This is a genomic window from Hanstruepera flava, from assembly GCF_023634025.1.
GTDB lineage: Bacteria > Bacteroidota > Bacteroidia > Flavobacteriales > Flavobacteriaceae > Hanstruepera > Hanstruepera flava.
Genome location: NZ_JALJCW010000001.1, coordinates 71,793 through 89,490, shown reverse-complemented (window position 1 = coordinate 89,490; position 17,698 = coordinate 71,793). Strand labels below are relative to the sequence as shown.

18 protein-coding genes and 1 tRNA gene are annotated in these 17,698 nt (G+C 34.1%); 9 read left to right on the top strand and 10 right to left on the bottom strand.

Annotated features, from left to right (window positions below):
* Nucleotides 1-14: 14 nt before the first annotated feature.
* The 4 genes from MTX13_RS00485 to MTX13_RS00470 all read right to left on the bottom strand — a co-directional run bounded on the left by MTX13_RS00485 (nt 15) and on the right by MTX13_RS00470 (nt 2,908).
* Nucleotides 15-377, bottom strand: a complete 363-nt coding sequence (locus tag MTX13_RS00485) for a hypothetical protein (RefSeq protein WP_250432415.1) — start codon at nt 375-377, stop codon at nt 15-17.
* On the bottom strand, nt 374-1,303 hold the full coding sequence (locus MTX13_RS00480) for a geranylgeranylglycerol-phosphate geranylgeranyltransferase (RefSeq protein WP_250432414.1): 930 nt from the start codon (nt 1,301-1,303) through the stop codon (nt 374-376). Before MTX13_RS00480 ends, MTX13_RS00485 begins: the two co-directional genes overlap by 4 nt.
* A 326-nt stretch (nt 1,304-1,629) precedes the next feature.
* Complete coding sequence (locus MTX13_RS00475; protein ID WP_250432413.1) at nt 1,630-2,160, bottom strand: KdsC family phosphatase; 531 nt, start codon at nt 2,158-2,160, stop codon at nt 1,630-1,632.
* Nucleotides 2,150-2,908, bottom strand: coding sequence for a Rossmann-like and DUF2520 domain-containing protein (locus tag MTX13_RS00470; protein WP_250432412.1), 759 nt, complete (start codon nt 2,906-2,908; stop codon nt 2,150-2,152). The genes MTX13_RS00475 and MTX13_RS00470 overlap by 11 nt, the downstream gene beginning before the upstream one ends.
* 231 nt (nt 2,909-3,139) lie before the next feature.
* Here MTX13_RS00470 and MTX13_RS00465 point away from each other — a divergent pair, with 231 nt between their 5' ends.
* The 3 genes from MTX13_RS00465 to mscL are packed head-to-tail and all read left to right on the top strand — an operon-like array spanning nt 3,140 to nt 7,269.
* A complete protein-coding gene (locus MTX13_RS00465) occupies nt 3,140-3,553 on the top strand; it encodes a group III truncated hemoglobin (RefSeq protein WP_250432411.1) in 414 nt (137 codons plus the stop codon).
* Between the two features lie 59 nt (nt 3,554-3,612).
* The gene (gene ccsA / locus MTX13_RS00460) at nt 3,613-6,804 is read left to right on the top strand and encodes a cytochrome c biogenesis protein CcsA (RefSeq protein WP_250432410.1); all 3,192 of its coding nucleotides are present in this window, start codon (nt 3,613-3,615) and stop codon (nt 6,802-6,804) included.
* Nucleotides 6,805-6,816: 12 nt separating this feature from the next.
* Entirely contained in the window at nt 6,817-7,269 is a 453-nt protein-coding gene (gene mscL, locus MTX13_RS00455; RefSeq protein ID WP_250432409.1) for a large conductance mechanosensitive channel protein MscL, read from the top strand.
* On the opposite strand, the gene MTX13_RS00450 is transcribed toward mscL, so the two are convergent.
* A complete protein-coding gene (locus MTX13_RS00450) occupies nt 7,264-7,635 on the bottom strand; it encodes a hypothetical protein (protein ID WP_250432408.1) in 372 nt (123 codons plus the stop codon). The two genes, mscL and MTX13_RS00450, sit on opposite strands and share 6 nt — an antisense overlap.
* A 231-nt stretch (nt 7,636-7,866) precedes the next feature.
* Here MTX13_RS00450 and MTX13_RS00445 point away from each other — a divergent pair, with 231 nt between their 5' ends.
* From MTX13_RS00445 to MTX13_RS00425, 5 genes are all read left to right on the top strand, one after another.
* The gene (locus MTX13_RS00445) at nt 7,867-9,273 is read left to right on the top strand and encodes an MATE family efflux transporter (RefSeq protein ID WP_250432407.1); all 1,407 of its coding nucleotides are present in this window, start codon (nt 7,867-7,869) and stop codon (nt 9,271-9,273) included.
* Nucleotides 9,274-9,309: 36 nt separating this feature from the next.
* On the top strand, nt 9,310-10,482 hold the full coding sequence (locus MTX13_RS00440) for a trans-sulfuration enzyme family protein (protein ID WP_250432406.1): 1,173 nt from the start codon (nt 9,310-9,312) through the stop codon (nt 10,480-10,482).
* Nucleotides 10,483-10,494: 12 nt separating this feature from the next.
* Entirely contained in the window at nt 10,495-11,217 is a 723-nt protein-coding gene (gene bshB1 / locus MTX13_RS00435; protein WP_250432405.1) for a bacillithiol biosynthesis deacetylase BshB1, read from the top strand.
* 266 nt (nt 11,218-11,483) lie between these two features.
* Nucleotides 11,484-11,560: transfer RNA gene (locus MTX13_RS00430), tRNA-His, on the top strand.
* Between the two features lie 94 nt (nt 11,561-11,654).
* Nucleotides 11,655-11,918, top strand: coding sequence for a GIY-YIG nuclease family protein (locus tag MTX13_RS00425; RefSeq protein WP_250432404.1), 264 nt, complete (start codon nt 11,655-11,657; stop codon nt 11,916-11,918).
* A 7-nt stretch (nt 11,919-11,925) separates the two neighbouring features.
* Here MTX13_RS00425 and MTX13_RS00420 read toward each other — a convergent pair whose 3' ends face one another.
* The 5 genes from MTX13_RS00420 to MTX13_RS00400 all read right to left on the bottom strand — a co-directional run bounded on the left by MTX13_RS00420 (nt 11,926) and on the right by MTX13_RS00400 (nt 16,690).
* Complete coding sequence (locus MTX13_RS00420) at nt 11,926-12,627, bottom strand: methyltransferase domain-containing protein (RefSeq protein ID WP_250432403.1); 702 nt, start codon at nt 12,625-12,627, stop codon at nt 11,926-11,928.
* An 88-nt stretch (nt 12,628-12,715) separates the two neighbouring features.
* Nucleotides 12,716-14,284 carry a M28 family peptidase gene (locus MTX13_RS00415; protein WP_250432402.1) on the bottom strand — a complete coding sequence of 523 codons (1,569 nt, stop codon included), beginning with the start codon at nt 14,282-14,284 and terminating at the stop codon, nt 12,716-12,718.
* A 144-nt stretch (nt 14,285-14,428) separates the two neighbouring features.
* Nucleotides 14,429-15,466, bottom strand: coding sequence for a M28 family peptidase (locus tag MTX13_RS00410; protein WP_250432401.1), 1,038 nt, complete (start codon nt 15,464-15,466; stop codon nt 14,429-14,431).
* Between the two features lie 96 nt (nt 15,467-15,562).
* On the bottom strand, nt 15,563-15,904 hold the full coding sequence (locus MTX13_RS00405; protein ID WP_250432400.1) for an FUSC family protein: 342 nt from the start codon (nt 15,902-15,904) through the stop codon (nt 15,563-15,565).
* Nucleotides 15,905-15,910: 6 nt separating this feature from the next.
* Nucleotides 15,911-16,690 (bottom strand): DUF3108 domain-containing protein, encoded by a 780-nt coding sequence (locus tag MTX13_RS00400; protein WP_250432399.1) that lies wholly within the window; start codon nt 16,688-16,690, stop codon nt 15,911-15,913.
* Nucleotides 16,691-16,852: 162 nt separating this feature from the next.
* Between MTX13_RS00400 and MTX13_RS00395 the strand changes: the two genes are divergently transcribed.
* Nucleotides 16,853-17,686: a universal stress protein gene (locus tag MTX13_RS00395; protein WP_250432398.1), complete on the top strand. Its 834-nt coding sequence runs from the start codon at nt 16,853-16,855 to the stop codon at nt 17,684-17,686.
* The last annotated feature ends 12 nt before the right edge of the window (nt 17,687-17,698 follow it).

Here is a 17,698-nt window from a genome sequence, read left to right as displayed (position 1 = left end):
TAAAGATATTCTTATTAAGAGTTAGCAAGTGCTTTTTGTTTTTTAATGGACAGATACTTTTTTAGCATGCGTACCGAAAAAAAGATATTTAAGCCTAAAAAAAGTAAACCTACAATAAGTAGTTTCTTGGCTTCAAGGTTAAATGTGTTAAATTCAGATAGTTCAGAAAACAACGCTAAAACTAAATAGAGATTAACAACTCCGACCAAACTGCTTATAAGAATACCTAAATAACGGTTTTTTGTAACTATTAAAATCCCTAAAAGTAGAATTAAAACAAACGCTATCCAGTTAAATAATACAGCTGTTAAACTCCAATAGTATAAAGTAGCCACTATAAAATAAATTTCTGGGAAGATCAGTCTAAACGTTTTCATGATTCTAAAAGTACAAATTTATACAGTACTAACGATAGCATACCGAATAACATGATGAGCTTTACCAAAGAGCTTAAAAATGTAAAATCTTTTTTGGTTTTAGCCATGTATAGTTTTATGATCAAGAAAATTAATGGTGCAATAACAAGGGCCAAAAAATAGATAACAACATATAGCTGCGAATACATATAGGTTATAACATAATGGATTACAATTAATAAAGGGACAATGGCAAAAACAAAGGTTATTTTTGAAGCCCTATCGCGACCTAAGGCTATGGGTAATGTATTCATGCCCGATTTATAATCGCCATCAATATCTTCAATATCCTTAATCATTTCACGTAAAAGGTTTAGACTAAAGGCGAAAACCGCATAGTCGAAAATTATTTTAAAGAATGTGAGTTGGGTTTCTTGATTTTGCACTGTTACTGCAGGCAGTAATTCAAATAAACCGACTAGTAATAAGCTCATGGCTACCAAAATTGAAATTACAATATTTCCAACCAACAATAGCCGCTTTAAATAGCTGGCATAGATATATAGTAGTCCAGAAATAATAACAAAAAGTGCAAAAAAGCCGCTTCTTCCCACCAAATGCGACAGGTAAAACCCAATTAATACGCCAATTACATTAAAAACAATAAACAGGGTGTAAGCCGTTTTTTCTGAAACTGATTTACCTACAATCACCTTGTCAGGCTTGTTGACTAAATCAGTTTCCACATCGTAAATATCGTTGATAATATAACCTGCAGCTGCTATGCTTAAAGTGGCGAGCACTAATAATGAAAATCCAAATCCGTTTAAGGTTATGTCAACACCATAAGGTACTACAAAAGGTACTAACATCGCATATTTAATCAAGTATTGCATTAAGGCCATCATGCCTAAATTTTTCCAGCGAATGAGATTAAGTATATTCAAGAGTTATATTTTAAAGTTTAGTTTTTTTATAATGTATATAATTAAAAGCAGCATTAGTACAGTTGTAATTAAGCTGGCAACAATGTTTTTGCGCTTTTGTTTTTTGCGAATTCTGTTTTTGATTAATAGGCGTTCCTTTTCAGTTAATGTATGATGTAAATAGTTTGTGTTAAAGACTCTATGGCTTTCTGTATTAAGCTTATTTTTAACACCAGAAAAAGGCTTTGAAGCTTTTCTGTTGAATACATTTTGACTGTTCCCAAAGCCGATATATCCAAAACCCGTGCTATGTCTTCTTCTAGGTCTTGTCAAACTATTTTTGTGATTTAATCATATTGAGCATTAAAGCTGTCAAACCATTTGTCTTGTACCTTTAAAACCTGTTCAATAACATCACGAACAGCGCCTTTACCACCATTTTTATGCGATACATATTTTGAAATAGCTTTAATTTCAGGAGCGGCATCTTGTGGGCATGTTGGTAGGCCAACCAATTTCATAACTGGGTAATCCGGAAGGTCATCACCCATATAAAGTACATTTTTTAAATCTACATTTTTGGAGGCTAAATAGGTGTTTAATTGTTCAATTTTATTGTGGGCTCCCAAAAATACATCAGTAACGCCCAACCCATTTAAACGGACTCGAACACCTTCATTTGATCCACCAGATATGATACAGATATTAAAACCTTTGTCAATAGCTGTTTTAATGGCATAACCATCCTTTATATTCATACTCCGAAGCATTTCGCCAGAGGTGGTTACCATAACGCTACCGTCTGTTAATACACCGTCAATATCTAAAATAAAGGTGTTTATATGCTTTAAATATTCTTTGTAACTTTTATCTTCCATGTGTGTTTTTTATAGATTGGGTTAAGAGCTCATAAATAGCTTTGTGTTGCTCATTTTCCAACAATTTTAAGTGTTTTTTTATGGTCTTTTTATCGTTGCGTTTTGCTGGTCCTGTTTGTGCCATAAAAGGCGATGTTTCCTGAACTTTTCGAGCTGTTTCCAAGATAAGTGGTTTTAAGATATCAAAATTGATACTTTTTGCATCACTAATTTCATGGGCAATTCTGTACAGTTGGTTTGTGAAATTATTAACAAACACAGCCGATAGATGTAGGGTTTGTCTTTGTTCAGTATTTATTTTATACCATGAGCAGCCTAAACTTTCTGCTAGTTGTTTTAAAGTATTTAAATCGTTTTTGTCCAATGCTTCAATACAGATGGGAACATCTTTAAATGTAACTGGAACATTTTTTGAAAATGTCTGTAGGGGATAAAAAACACCACGACGGTTTTTTTTGTCCATGTCATATATATTTACACTGCCAGAGGTATGCACTACAAATCTGTTTTCAAAAGGTAAATGTGTGGAGAGATCCGCAATGGCATCATCACTTACCGCTAAAATGTAGACGTCAGCATGTTTTAATGCGTCGATATTATCTGTAATATGTACGTCATTTTTATCAGTCGATATTTTTTTTAAATCTCTGTTAAACCACTGTACAACAGTAACATTTTCTGTATTGTTTAAAGCTTTAAAAAGATGGGAAGCTACATTGCCAGCCCCTAAAAGACATACTGAAATCATATTGCTAAAATAAGTAAATTAATAATTTCTATAGGTATGCTATTTGAGAAGTATGATGGCTAGTATTTTTTTCAATTCATTTTGAAAATTATTATTAGGTAGAAATTTTTTATTTAGATTCCTATATTCACGGGAATGACAGTTTTATAGGAAACCTCAATACTCTGGTATCGAGGAAATCTTCTTGAGTAGAGCATGATATAAAACAACAAGCACTATCTTTGTGGTATTATGACAAAAAAAGATATTGAAACCAGGGCAGATGTAAATTTATTGGTTTCTACATTCTACGATAAAGTAAAAGCCGATGCGTTTTTAGGCCCTTTTTTTCTTCCCATTATTAAAGATTGGAATGCACATATAGAGCGGTTAACCACATTTTGGGAGTCTAATTTATTTATGACAAGAAAACTTGAACAGAAATATTATGGTAATCCGCTGGAAGTTCATGTTAAAGTAGACCAAGAGAATAATCAAAGTATAACGGAACATCACTTTGGTATATGGTTAAACCTGTGGTTTGAAACCATAAATGAGTTATTTGAGGGAGAAGTGGCTGATAATGCCAAGCGTAGGGCAAGAAAAATGAGCACGTTTTTGTATTTAAATATATTTCAATCACGAAAGGAATTAGGTGAAATTTAACAAAGCTAAATGAACAAAAACCCTTAAATTTGCACGACCCAATTTTAGAGTCTCACATTATGCTAAATAAACTCTCCAAAATTCTTTTTTCTACACGTCTTACAGCCTTTTTATTTATTGCTTTTGCAGCGGCCATGGCAATCGGTACTTTTATGGATGCAGGTCAAGAAACATCACCAACACCATATACCAGAAATTTAATCTATAACACCTGGTGGTTTGAAGCTATTATGCTCATGTTTGTTATTAACTTTATAGGCAACATTAAACGTTATCGATTATGGCGTAAGGAGCAGTGGGCTACACTTACGCTACACTTATCGTTTATACTCATTATTCTAGGTGCTGGTATTACTAGATATATTGGCTTTGAAGGTATGATGGCCATTCGCGAGGGGGATACAGAACATATCTTTTTATCACAAAAAACATATATATCTGCGTATATAGATGGCGATTATGAAATTAACGGTGTTCCACAACGCCGTATAGTAGAGCAGGAGGTAGATTTTTCGCCACGACTGGAGAATGATTTTAAACACATAGCGGACTATAATGGTCAGGAAGTTGTTTTTGAGTTGAAAAAGTTCATTGTTGGTGCTGAAAAAGATATCGTGCCAGACGACCAAGGCGAGGAATACCTTAAGCTTGTTGAAGCTGGTGGAGGTGCGCCTCATAATCATTTTCTAAAGTCTGGTGAAGTTCAAAGTATTCATAATATTTTATTCTCATTAAATAATGAGACTCCTGGAGCGGTAAATATCACTTATAAAAATGGCGAGGTTTACATCAATTCGCCGTTTGAAGGGGAGTATATGACAATGGCTACTGGCAATACAGGTAAATTGGTAAAAGATAGCATTCAGCCATTAGTATTGCGCTCGCGATATATTATTGGGAACATGCAATTGGTTTTTCCAAAACCTGTTATTAAGGGAAAATTTGATATTGTAAAAAAATCACAATTATTACGAGGCGATGAAGATGGTGTTGTTTTAAGTGTGTCGTCTAATGGAGAAACCAAAACAGTAAAGCTTTTAGGCGGTCAAGGCTATAGCAAGCCTTTTGAGCAAGTAACAGTGGGCGGATTGGATATAGCCGTTAAATATGGCTCAAAAATATTGGAGCTGCCTTTTAGTATTAAATTAAACGATTTTATTGCTGATAAATACCCGGGAACCGAAAACAGTTATTCGGCATTTGCCAGTGAAGTTACGGTTATCGATAAGGAAAAAGGCGATTTTAACTATCGCATTTTTATGAACAATATTTTGGACCACAGAGGCTATCGTTTTTTTCAATCTGGTTTTGATCCAGATGAAAAAGGCACAAAGCTATCTGTAAATCATGACCTGTTGGGAACCTGGACGACCTATATTGGTTACTTGTTATTGTATTTAGGTTTAATGGCTATCCTATTTGATAAAAATACACGTTTTGGTAATTTAAAGCGTCTATTGGAAAAGGTAAAAGCGAATAAAGCTAAAGCTACAGCTGTAGCGCTATTGTTTTTAAGCTTTCAAGGTATAGCACAGACGCATTCGGCAGATGATGGTCACGACCACAATGCAACTTCAAAGAAGCAGATAGATTCTATTTTAAGGGCTAATGTAACACCTAAAGAGCATGCCGATAAATTTGGGCATTTGGTTATTCAGGATGTTAGTGGTCGTATGATGCCAGTTAATACATTTGCTTCTGAAATGCTACGTAAGTTAAGCAAACATGATACTTACGAAGAATTTGACGCCAATCAAGTATTCTTATCTATTCAAGAAAGTCCGATGCTTTGGTACAATGTGCCTATTATTTATTTAAAACCTAAAAAAGGGGATTCCATTAGAAAAATAATTGGTGTAGGAAAAGATCAGAAATATATTGCTCTAGTTGACTTTTTTACACCTGAAGGGAATTATAAACTGGCACCTTATTTAGAAGAGGCTTACAAGGCCCAAATACCCAACGGATTTCAAAAAGAGTTTAAAGAAACCGATCAGCGCGTTAATCTGTTATACAACACTATAGACGGTTATGCGCTACGTATATTTCCCATTCCAGATGATGAAAATAATAAATGGATTTCATCAACTGAATTTAGGCGCGAAGGCTATCGTGAAAAAATTCAGGATTCATTATATGCCAATTTCATAAATAATGGTTTTAGCGCGTATTTGTATTCTTTGAATACAGCCAAACAATCTGGGGACTTTAAACAAACTGATGAAATTTTAGAATCGTTTACTAAAACGCAGCGTAAGTATGGCAGTGCCGTTATGCTTTCTGAAAAGAAGATACAAACAGAAATAGCCTATAATAAATACGATATTTTCAAGAAACTGTTTAGTTGGTATATGTATGCCGGAGCATTGATGTTTGTATTTCTAATAATTCAAATATTTAACCATAGAAACAAACCCTTGAATCTAGCGGTTACATTTTTCAAATGGATAATTGTAGGATTATTTTTATTACATACATTAGGGTTAATTGCACGTTGGTACATATCGGGTCATGCGCCTTGGAGTGATGCCTACGAATCTATGATTTATGTGGCTTGGGCGACTATGTTTTTTGGTTTAGCCTTTGGAAGAAAAAGCGATTTAACCATTGCTTCTACAGCATTTGTAACGTCTATGATTTTAATGGTAGCCCATTGGAATTGGATGGATCCTGCCATTGCCAACCTTCAGCCTGTTTTAGATAGTTATTGGCTAATGATACATGTCGCTGTTATTGTAGCGAGTTATGGACCATTTACATTGGGAATGATATTAGGGCTTGTGGTACTCTTACTTATGATTTTCACCAATAAAGATAATAAAGAACGGTTGTTGCTTAATATAAAAGAGTTAACCATTATTAATGAAATGGCATTAACCGTTGGTTTGGTTATGCTTACCATTGGTAACTTTTTAGGCGGTATGTGGGCCAACGAAAGTTGGGGGCGTTATTGGGGTTGGGACCCTAAAGAAACCTGGGCATTAATCAGTATTATGATTTACGCCTTTGTAATACATATGCGACTCGTTCCAGGGTTACGAGGTAGGTTTGGATTTAACTTGGCGTCTATTATTGCGTTCTCAAGTATTATGATGACGTATTTCGGTGTGAATTTCTATTTAGCAGGATTACATAGTTATGCCAGTGGTGACCAAATTGTTAGTGTTAAGTTTATAGCCATAGCTTTTGGGATTGTTGGAATTATTGCTGTTCTAGCTTACAGGAAATATGCTAAATTCTACAGAAAATAAGATTTACTACTTATGAAAATATTTAAAGAGTTTAAAGAGTTTGCTGTAAAAGGCAATATGATGGATATGGCTATTGGTATCATTATAGGAGCATCATTCAATAAAGTCATTGATGTGTTGGTAAAACAGGTTTTTTTGCCTCCATTATCATTGCTGTCAGATGGTGTAAATTTCCAAAACAAGCGTATCATTTTAAAAGATGTCATTAAAAATTCTAATGGAACCATAATTACTGATGAGGTTGCAATAGGTTATGGTGCTTTTGGAGAAGCCTTACTTGATTTTTTGATTATTGGTTTTACAATATTTATTGTAGTGAAGTTTATGAATCGTTTACGTAAAAAAGCGCAGGATACAAAAGACACTACAGTATCGACCCCAAAAGATATTGAACTATTATCAAACCTTTCAGAATTAATGGAAGAACAAAATAGGCTTTTAAAATCTAAAATTAAAGACCTATAGTTTAATAGGGTTCTTATCTAAATTAAGATCATCCAACATGTCTTGTGTAAACTTATAGTGGCCACGACGTGTAATGATTCTAAATTTGTGGTCCTTCATTCGGGTTAAAACATCTAGAAAGCGCCATTTAGACTTCAAAAGAATAGGTTCTTCTGATTTTAAACTTAATTCAAAATAATGTTTTCGTCCTGCTTTTTCAGCAACAATATCTGGAGTTATAACAATATCACTGCCTTTTTTATGATACGATTTAGGGGTTTCGTAACCTTCAATATCAGCTTTAATATTATCGTATCCTAAATTCTCTAAATAGCTTAAAGATTCTTGAATGAAATCTGAATTTTCGTTTTTGTCTAGTGTAGTCATGTTGTAAAGTTAATCAAATTTTCTTGAAATTCAAAAGACGCAGATGTAAATCGCTGAATTTTAATTGATTAAATTAGTTGCCATGTGCTTTTTGAAATTTAAGTTTAATTCTCCATATTTGTAATGCCTATGATTGTTTAATATAAATTATCGTTTTTAGTCATTAATCAATGACACACTTATGATGGATATCTTCATGTCCTGGTTTGTTTATATTAAATAATTTCAAAAATGTCACAGAATACTATATCACTTAAACAATTTTTTACATATTTTAAAATGGCTGTTTCTGGTAAGGAACAAGATTTTACTTCAGGAAGCATACGGCGTGCTGTTTTTATGCTTTCTATTCCTATGATTTTAGAAATGCTCATGGAGTCTATTTTTGCCTTAGTAGACATCATGTATGTTTCACAAGTTAGTGTAAACGCCGTTGCTACCATAGGTTTAACAGAATCTGTTATTACCCTGGTTTATGCTGTTGCTATTGGCTTGAGTATGGCGGCCACAGCTGTTGTAGCCAGAAGAATTGGCGAAAAAGATGTTAAAGGCGCATCAGAAGCTACAGTTCAAGTTATCATATTAGGGGTTGCCGTTGCTGCAATTATTAGTGCCATAGGCATAATTTACCCTAAGGAGCTCTTGTCGCTTATGGGTGCCGAAACCGATTTGATTGAAGAAGGCTACGGCTATACAAAAGTCTTGCTTGGCGGTAATGTTACCATCATGCTCCTTTTTTTAATAAATGCGGTTTTTAGAGGTGCTGGAAATGCGTCCATAGCTATGTGGACTTTAATTTTATCAAACGGGTTGAACATTATTTTAGATCCTATTTTTATTTTTGGTTTCGGACCTGTTCCTGCTTTTGGAGTGGAAGGTGCTGCTATAGCGACTACAATAGGTCGGGGAACTGCTGTGTTATTTCAGTTAATTATTCTTTTTTACGGTTACGGAAAAATTAAAATAGGCATTCGCGATTTGATTATCCGAACAAAGGTTATGTTCAATTTAATTCGTGTTTCATTGGGTGGAATCGGTCAGTTTTTAATAGGAACATCAAGTTGGGTATTTCTTATGCGAATTATGAGTGAATTTGGCAGCGAGGTTTTAGCTGGATATACTATTGCCATTCGTGTTATGATGTTCACATTAATGCCTGCGTGGGGAATGAGTAATGCGGCAGCAACACTTGTTGGTCAAAATTTAGGTGCAGAAAAACCAGAGCGCGCATCTCAATCGGTTTGGAAAACGGGTAAATACAATGCGTATTTTATGGCTTTGGTTTCTGTGGTGTATTTAGTTTTTGCTCCGCAGATTATATTGCTTTTTAATACCACGCCAGATGTTGTTAAGTATGGAAGCCTTTGCTTGCGTGTTATTGCAGCTGGTTATATTTTCTATGGCTATGGTATGGTGGTTATTAATGCCTTTAATGGCGCTGGCGATACCAAAACCCCTACCTATATTAACTTTGTATGCTTTTGGTTAATACAGCTGCCTTTTGCGTATATCGTAGCTGTTACTTTAGATTTTGGACCAATTGGAGTTTTTGGGGCCATTACCTTGGCAGAGATCCTGATTGCTATAATTGGAATTATTTGGTTTAAAAAAGGGTATTGGAAGTCTGTAAAAGTATAGGCATAATTTGTAAATTAGTAGCATAATTTAAAAGTTATGACAAAGAAAAATTATGGACTTAATACGATTTGCACACACGTTGGAGAAATTCAAGATGAGCAATTTAAAGGAGCCGTTTCTCCAATATATACGTCTACTTCATATCAATTTGAAGATGTTGATGTCAAACGTTATCCTAGATACTTTAATACACCCAATCAAGAATTTTTGGCTAAAAAAATGGCTGCTTTAGAGCATGCTGAAGCGGCATTAATATTCGGCTCTGGAATGGCTGCCTTGAGTGCCATGCTTCTGACCTTTTTAAAGGAAGGCGATCATTTGGTTGTTCAAAACACGTTATACGGAGGCGCCAGTAATTTTATTAGAGAAGAGTTTCCGAAGTATGGTATTGAATTTACATTTACTGAAGGTTATCAGGTTTCAGATTTTGAGCGAGCCATTCAGCCTAATACCAAAGTCATACATATTGAGACACCTTCAAACCCGTTACTGACCATTACGGACATTAAGGGTGTTGCCGAACTAGCAAAGTCTAAAGGGATATTGTCAACCATAGATAATACGTTTGCTAGCCCTGTAAACCAAAACCCAATAGGTTTTGGTATCGATATTGTTATGCATTCAGCAACCAAATATTTAGGAGGTCATAGTGATATTTTAGCAGGCGTTTTAATGGCATCTGATGATATAATTGAACGTATTTGGCATGTTGCCAAAAATTATGGTGGTAGCTTAAGTGATATGACCGTTTGGTTATTGGAACGTAGTATAAAAACACTAGGTTTACGGGTTAAAGCCCAAAATAGAAATGCTAAAAAATTAGCTCGTTTTTTAGAAAACCATGATGACATAAAGTGTGTAAATTACCCTGGGCTAAAATCGCATCCCAATCATGAGTTGGCAAAAAGCCAAATGAAGGGTTTTGGAGGTATGATGTCCTTTGAGTTACGAGAGGGTTTAGATGCTGGTGTTTTTCAAAAACAATTGCAGCTTATAAAATCGTCAATGAGCTTGGCAGGGGTAGAGAGTACTGTACTTTCGCCACACTTAACGTCTCATGCTTTATTGACCCAAGAAGAACGTGATAAGGTAGGAATCAGTAATCAACTTATCAGGTTTTCTGTAGGTATTGAATCGAAACGCGATTTAATCAACGATATAGAACAAGCTATACAACGAACTAAAGAACTGGCACCAGTTTATCTTTAATATAAAAATGACATGAAGTTAGATATTTTAGCCTTTGGCGCTCACCCAGATGATGTAGAACTCGGTTGTGGTGCTGTGTTAGCAAAAGAAGTGGCACGAGGTAAAAAAGTAGGTATTATTGATTTAACTCGAGGAGAACTTGGAACACGAGGTACTGCAGAAACACGTGATGAGGAGTCTCAAGATGCTGCCAGAATATTGGGCGTTGCCATGCGAACCAATATGGAATTTGCTGATGGCTTTTTTATTAATGATAAAGAACACCAAATTGAACTTATTAAAATGATTCGTAAGTATAAACCGGAAATAGTAATCTGTAATGCTATTGAAGATCGCCATATTGATCATGGAAAGGGTAGTAGTTTGGTGAGCGATGCTTGTTTTTTAAGTGGATTGTTAAAAATTGATACCAAATGTGAAGATTATGATGGTTACCAAGATCCATGGCGACCTAAAGCGGTATATCATTATATACAATGGAAAAATTTGGAGCCTGATGTTGTTGTTGATGTTACAGGATATTTAGACACAAAAATGGAAGCCGTTTTAGCCTATAAAACACAATTCTATGATCCTAAAAGTAATGAGCCCGAAACACCTATTTCAAGTAAAAATTTTACCGATAGTGTAACATATAGAGCAAGAGATTTAGGACGTTTAATTGGTGTAGAACATGCCGAAGGGTTTACTGTTGAACGGTATCCTGCAGTAAATAGTTTATTTGATTTAAAATAATAGAGGTCATTAGATAGTTACTTACTTCAAATAAATTACAAATACATGATTTGTTGATGCTTATATGTTTTTGTTTGTCTGTTCGAGCGGAGTCGAGAACTTTTTTTCATAGCTTAAGTAGGTCTCGACTTCGCTCAACCGACATAGTTTGCCCTTTTTTAGAACATTAAAACATGTATTTATCTACTGACCTTTATAAAATAATATTTGATAAACATTTTGTAGAAAAAAGGAAATAATTTACATTTGCAGTCCAATTTAAAATGGTGGTTGTAGCTCAGTTGGTTAGAGCGCCTGATTGTGGTTCAGGAGGTCGTCGGTTCGAGACCGATCTTCCACCCCAAGACGACACTAAAGTGTCTTGGTGCAGACAGTATCGTCTGTACCAAAAATATAAAGCTCTTCAGTTATGAAGAGCTTTTTTTGTATTTTACCATATGGACTATACTGTTTATGTGTTGTATTCTGAAAAACTAAATCGTTACTATAAGGGTTTTACTAAAAATCTTAATAATAGGATAAAACAACATAATTCAGGCTCTGTTAATTATACTTCTAAAGGAATTCCGTGGATATTAGTGCTTTCAATTCATAAAAAAACGAAGCAAGAAGCTATGGTTTTGGAGAGAAAATTGAAAAACTTGAATAGAATACGTTTAATGGCATTCATTGAAAAGTATAGTAAAACAGATTGGTATTAAGCAGGTACTATACTCTTTCTAATTCGTAAAAGATTTGAGAATTTAAAAACCCATAAAAATATTTAAATGGGGAATACTGCTTCTTTATAACTTTTAAACCACTTGTTTTAAATAGCTTTTCCAAATCTTTATGATTAAAACCTACATGAGAGTGTATATATCCCGATTGGGTTCTTGTGTCTTTAAAACCTAGAATGGCTTTTGTGACGGACTTTAAACTAGAATTACTGTGTTTTTGACCTACAATGGCACGAATACTATTTTTTAATAGAGCGGTAAGGCCTATTTCCAAAGGTACAGAAATAATGATTTTACTATTGGAGTCTGTTATTCGTTTTATATCCTCTAGATGTTGTAGTTGTTCTCTTTTAGAAAAGTGCTCTAGAACCTCAAAACATGTAACATAATTGAATGTAGTTTCTGCAACGGCATTTAAATTATTTATCACTTTGATGTTTGTGGCTTGTAGCGACTTTATATTTTTTTCGAGTTCATTATACATGTCAGGAAGGGGGTCGTAACCCACAAGTTCTTTTGCAGTTTTTGTTTCAGATATCAGTTGTAGTAAATAGCCATCACCAGTTCCAAAATCCAATAAGGTATCTGTGTTTTTTAAATTTAAAAAGGATAAGGCCACATTAAACCTTCCTTTATGCGAAAAACGTTTTATAAAGGATTTATTATTAACGGTTTGGTTAGCGTATGACATAAGTTATGAACTGAAAAACAAGCAAATTTACTAAAATAAAAGCCTTTCAGTTTTCTGAAAGGCTTTTATTGTTGTATTACCAATAGTACTATTCCGTAGCTTTATCAACTACAATACGATTATCTCTATTAGCTAATTCCCAAGCAGTATAAAATATAAGCTTTGATCGGGTTTCCAATAAATCGTAACGAATTTTATCAGGGGTATCACTAGGTCTGTGATAATCGGCATGCGTACCGTTAAAATAGAATATTACTGGAATATTGTTTTTTGCAAAATTGTAATGATCAGAACGGTAGTAAAAACGGTTAGGGTCGTTATCATCGTTGTAAGTATAATCAAAATTCATGTTGATATACTTCTTATTGATATCTTCTGAAATATTATGCAGTTCAGTACTTAATTTATCACTTCCAATTAGGTATAAATAATTATCATCTCCAGCTTCCTCATGTTTCGGGTCAACACGGCCAATCATATCAATGTTTAGATTAGCTACAGTATTTGCTAATGGGAAAATAGGTTCTGTATCTGTATAATAGGCCGAACCTAATAATCCCTTTTCTTCACCTGTTACGTGCAGAAATACAACAGAACGTTTAGGAGCGTGACCATTTTTCGCGGCTTCCTTAAAAGCTTCCGCAATTTCTAAAACAGATACAGTTCCTGAACCATCATCATCAGCTCCATTATAAATTTCACCATCTTTTATACCTTCGTGGTCTAGATGAGCAGAAATTACGATATACTCATCAGGCTTTTCTGAACCTTTAATGTATGCAGCTACGTTTTCTGATGTAAAATCGTTTGAAGCATTGGTATACATTAAGTTCATTGAAGCTGATATAGTTTCAACATTATCATTAGTATCAATATCACTTAAAAGTGCTTTAGCTAAACTCTCATTTATTAAGAAGTAGTACATATCATTAGCCTTGCCTTTTAAAGACATTCGTCCACTTGAACCACCAAAACGTCTTGCAGCCATATCGTAAATGGAAGGATAATAAAATAAAACAGCAGCAGCACCTCTATCTTTAGCTGCATCGCGTTTAGCGGCATATTCCTGTCTGAAATTAGACCATTTTGAAGCTTCGCCAGTACCAGTTATAACATAATTTCCATCTTCGGTTTTTGGTTCGCCCGATTTAATTAGTACAACTTTACCCTTAACGTTTAAGTTTGAATAATTTGAGTATTTATCATCATCAATACCATAACTTGCAAAAACAATTTCGTTGGCGTTGATACTTCCGTCTTCTGAAGCTATAACAGACACAAAATCATCTACAGCTTTAAATTCTTTATCATTAATTGTTAATGATACTTTAGGCACATCCAGAATTTGTAATGGTACCGTTTGAAAGTAATCACCATTAGATTGAGCGGCTGGAATACCCATATCGATATAATGTTGCTTTAAATAATTAACAGCTTTTTTCTGTCCAGGTTGTCCAGTTTCCCTACCTTCAAAATCATCAGATGCATAGGTGAATAACATCTCCTTAAGTTCGTCAGATGTAATAGTTGATGCATAATCTGATGGATTGGCAGGCGTTGAGACTTGTTTAGATTCTGACTTTGTTGCATTTTCTTTACCTGATCCACAACCAAGGATAAGTAAAGCAATACCTAATATTAATGAAATACGTTTCATAAAAGTTTGTATAAAAGAGTTGGTTAACATCACCTATTTAAGGTGAAAATAATTGTATTGCGATATTACAAAAAAGTACAGAATTTCAATGAATTAGCGATTTCATTTTAACAAACTTTAACAAGGCAAAATCCAGTATGATCATTAAAAGTCTACGTTATACAATAAGGCTTCTTCATTGTAGGCTAAATGCCAGGCGGTTACAAAAATAAGCTTTGTTCTACGTGCCAGTAAATCGTAATCTATTTTATCGGGAGTATCAGAAGGCTCGTGGTAATCATTGTGTTCACCATTAAAGTAAAAAATAACTGGAATATTATGCTTGGCAAAGTTATAATGGTCTGACCTATCGTAGTATCTGTTTCTGTCGTTTTCGTCATTATAGGTATAATCCAATTCCATATCAAAGTATTGGTTATTTACCTTTTCAGAGATATAGTGAAGCTCTTTACTAATTCTATCTGCACCTATTAAATAGATGTAATCTTTATTATTGCTATGTTTATTATCAACTCGACCAATCATATCTATATTTAAATTGGCAAGTGTTTTATTCAATTCAAAAACAGGATTGTTTGTATAATATTGCGAACCTTGCAATCCTATTTCTTCGGCTGTTACATGTAAAAACAATATACTTCGCTTAGGTTTGTGTCCAGCTAGTGCAGCCAATTTAAAGGCTTGGGCCATTTCCATAACGGCAGAAGTACCAGAGCCATTATCATCTGCACCGTGGTAAACTAGTTCGTTTTCTACGCCTAAATGGTCGTAATGTGCTGATATGATAAGTACTTCTTCAGGTTTTTCAGTACCTTCAATAAAAGCTAAAACATTTTCTGTGTCTCCAATATTTTCTGGTAGTTTATCGGCTGGAATATGTTGAAAATAAAGGGTATCACCTAAAGGCGATTTCATGTTTAGGTTAACATAATAGTTTTTTAAAAATTCTGCAGCTAATTTTTGCCCTTTGCTTCCGGCTTCTCTACCTTCAAATGCTTCCGATGTAAAACCGTATAGGTTGGTTTTTAAATCGTTAGTAGTAATGGTATTGGCATAACGCATTACCAAACTGCTGTCCTGTAAATGGATGCCGTTTTTAAGGTTCTCAATTTTTGTGCTATACTTTGTGGTAGCACAAGAACCAACAATGCAGAACGATGCTGCAATGATAAATACCTTCATTTTGATGTTATAGCTTAATTGTCAGTCAAATAAAACAAAAAAATAGATAACACCGAAGTAACTATCTATTTTTTGGCTAATATTTAATATTTTAAGCTATTCTATATCAATGTCATCTAGATCAAGTTCTTCTAGTTCTTCAATTGCTTCTTCTTCAGATTTTTGTTCTGTTTTTTCCAGTTCTTCAGTATTACCAACTTCAGATTCACTAAAAATAGATTTATAGGTAGCCAATGATAGGGCAATGATTGTTAAGATAAAAATAAGCTGAATACTTTTTCTGGGTTCCTGTTGTTGCTTGGCCATTAAAAAAGCAATTAAGCCAAAAACAAGTGCTGCTATGGCTGGAATAAATGCTAAATTAGACAATGGTAGTACAGATAACACCACAGCTAAAATTGCGGCTATTAGTCCTAATATTCTAAATAACGTTTTCATATTCTATTAATTTAATAAGCCAGAGGCCGATTTAATTTTTAATTCCCCATTTCCAACTGGGATTTTAAATTTGGCATACACTGGTATTTTGTTGGCATCAGCCGTTAGCCAAAGTAAGTTATTACTACTGCCTTGCAATACATTACTATTATTAACCTGAATGGCCAATTTATGGCAAGATTTATTACCTATTGCAGTATTCAAGGTTTCTTTTCCTTTATAAATTAATGTAATATTATATTCGGCATTATCAAAAATCACTTTAAGGTTAAAGGTTTTTCCAGAGCTTGCATTATCGAGATTTAAGTTTCTTATACTATATATGGTAGTTACAATATCGTTGGTTCCAGAGTTTATGGATATCTTTTTTTTCTCATCCCATGTGGTTCCGTCTTTACGGCGCTTGCGTTTTAGGCTTTCAACCGTATTGGTTTTATGCTTAAAGGTATATTGCATAAACTTATAATAGCCACCTTCATTAATATCCCTTTTGTATAAGTAGGGTTTTAAAGTTGTAGGGCTCACATAGCTTTCGTACAGATCGCGAATTTTAAAAAAATTATCCCATTTACTGTACGTTGTTGCCTTGCACTTTAAATGTAGTAATGTGGCTTTTGATGTTTTAACCGATTTGGTTTCCATAGTAACTTCGGCCAAATCTGTCATTATTCCAGACATATTGTAGGCAGCGGTAAAAGTAAGTTTTTCGTTTGACGATACAGCCGTGTTCTGTGCTGTTAGTAGGTTTGCATAACAAACCAATAGGGCTACGATTAAATAACGCATAGTTAGTTTTTTTATATAACGAAATACATATCATTTATTGTGCCGAAAATACAAATCAAAATTGGCAACTCACTAAAAAAACATGAAATATATGCGAAGCTGATAATTGTCATTTCAAAACTATAAACTAATTACTATCTTATAAATTGAAAATCTAAATCCATGAAAAAGATTCTTGTAACAACCGATTTTTCTGATAATGCCAATCATGCCTTGGAGTATGCTATGCAGTTATTTAAATATGAAGACTGTCAATTTTATGTTCTACATGTTTTAAAGGCATCTACATTTATTTCAGATGATTTAATGAGTATGTCGCCAACAACTAGCTTATACGAGCAACTCATTGCCAGTGCTAAATTAAAATTAGACAGGTATATCGATACGGTTAAATCCAAACACAATAATATTCTACACGAGTTTGTACCCGTAATAGATTACGATAATTTAGTAGCTGCAATAAATCAATTGGTTGACAAACACGATATTCAATTGGCAATTATGGGTACAAAAGGCGCATCCAACATGGCCAAAAAAATAATGGGAAGCAATACCATGCGTGTTATTCAGGGTTGTCACGTTTCGGTTTTAGCTATACCTCATAATTACAATTATAAACCCATACACCGTGTTGCCTTTACAAGCAATTATGAAAACACGTATTGCAAAACCGATTTGAGTCCTTTAATTAATTTAGTGGAACAAAAGGATTACCAAGTTAGTATTTTACATGTTTCAGACTCTAATGTGTTGACCAAAGAGCAAGAGCTGGTAAAAGCATCTTTAGATGACTGTTTTGAAAACGCTACTCATCAATTTGTGGAAATAGAAAAAGGAGCCTTTTTAAGCGCTGTTAATCATTATATTGAATCTAATAGTATAGATATGTTTGCTATGGTGAATAGAAAACATGGGTTTTGGGAGAACCTATTTGCCGAAAATAAAATTGAAAAGGTAGCCTATAACATCACTATTCCTCTTTTGGCTATATCCTGATTTATTTAGTTT

Bases quoted from the DNA above. Each gene is read 5' to 3' on its own strand.
- MTX13_RS00465 (WP_250432411.1), top strand. From the start codon at position 3,140: ATGACAAAAAAAGATATTGAAACCAGGGCAGATGTAAATTTATTGGTT.
- bshB1 (WP_250432405.1), top strand. From the start codon at position 10,495: ATGAAGTTAGATATTTTAGCCTTTGGCGCTCACCCAGATGATGTAGAA.
- MTX13_RS00470 (WP_250432412.1), bottom strand. From the start codon at position 2,908: ATGATTTCAGTATGTCTTTTAGGGGCTGGCAATGTAGCTTCCCATCTT.
- MTX13_RS00405 (WP_250432400.1), bottom strand. From the start codon at position 15,904: ATGAAAACGTTATTTAGAATATTAGGACTAATAGCCGCAATTTTAGCT.
- MTX13_RS00415 (WP_250432402.1), bottom strand. From the start codon at position 14,284: ATGAAACGTATTTCATTAATATTAGGTATTGCTTTACTTATCCTTGGT.
- mscL (WP_250432409.1), top strand. From the start codon at position 6,817: ATGAAAATATTTAAAGAGTTTAAAGAGTTTGCTGTAAAAGGCAATATG.
- MTX13_RS00445 (WP_250432407.1), top strand. From the start codon at position 7,867: ATGTCACAGAATACTATATCACTTAAACAATTTTTTACATATTTTAAA.
- MTX13_RS00440 (WP_250432406.1), top strand. From the start codon at position 9,310: ATGACAAAGAAAAATTATGGACTTAATACGATTTGCACACACGTTGGA.
- MTX13_RS00475 (WP_250432413.1), bottom strand. From the start codon at position 2,160: ATGGAAGATAAAAGTTACAAAGAATATTTAAAGCATATAAACACCTTT.
- MTX13_RS00485 (WP_250432415.1), bottom strand. From the start codon at position 377: ATGAAAACGTTTAGACTGATCTTCCCAGAAATTTATTTTATAGTGGCT.
- ccsA (WP_250432410.1), top strand. From the start codon at position 3,613: ATGCTAAATAAACTCTCCAAAATTCTTTTTTCTACACGTCTTACAGCC.
- MTX13_RS00450 (WP_250432408.1), bottom strand. From the start codon at position 7,635: ATGACTACACTAGACAAAAACGAAAATTCAGATTTCATTCAAGAATCT.
- MTX13_RS00425 (WP_250432404.1), top strand. From the start codon at position 11,655: ATGGACTATACTGTTTATGTGTTGTATTCTGAAAAACTAAATCGTTAC.
- MTX13_RS00410 (WP_250432401.1), bottom strand. From the start codon at position 15,466: ATGAAGGTATTTATCATTGCAGCATCGTTCTGCATTGTTGGTTCTTGT.
- MTX13_RS00395 (WP_250432398.1), top strand. From the start codon at position 16,853: ATGAAAAAGATTCTTGTAACAACCGATTTTTCTGATAATGCCAATCAT.
- MTX13_RS00420 (WP_250432403.1), bottom strand. From the start codon at position 12,627: ATGTCATACGCTAACCAAACCGTTAATAATAAATCCTTTATAAAACGT.
- MTX13_RS00400 (WP_250432399.1), bottom strand. From the start codon at position 16,690: ATGCGTTATTTAATCGTAGCCCTATTGGTTTGTTATGCAAACCTACTA.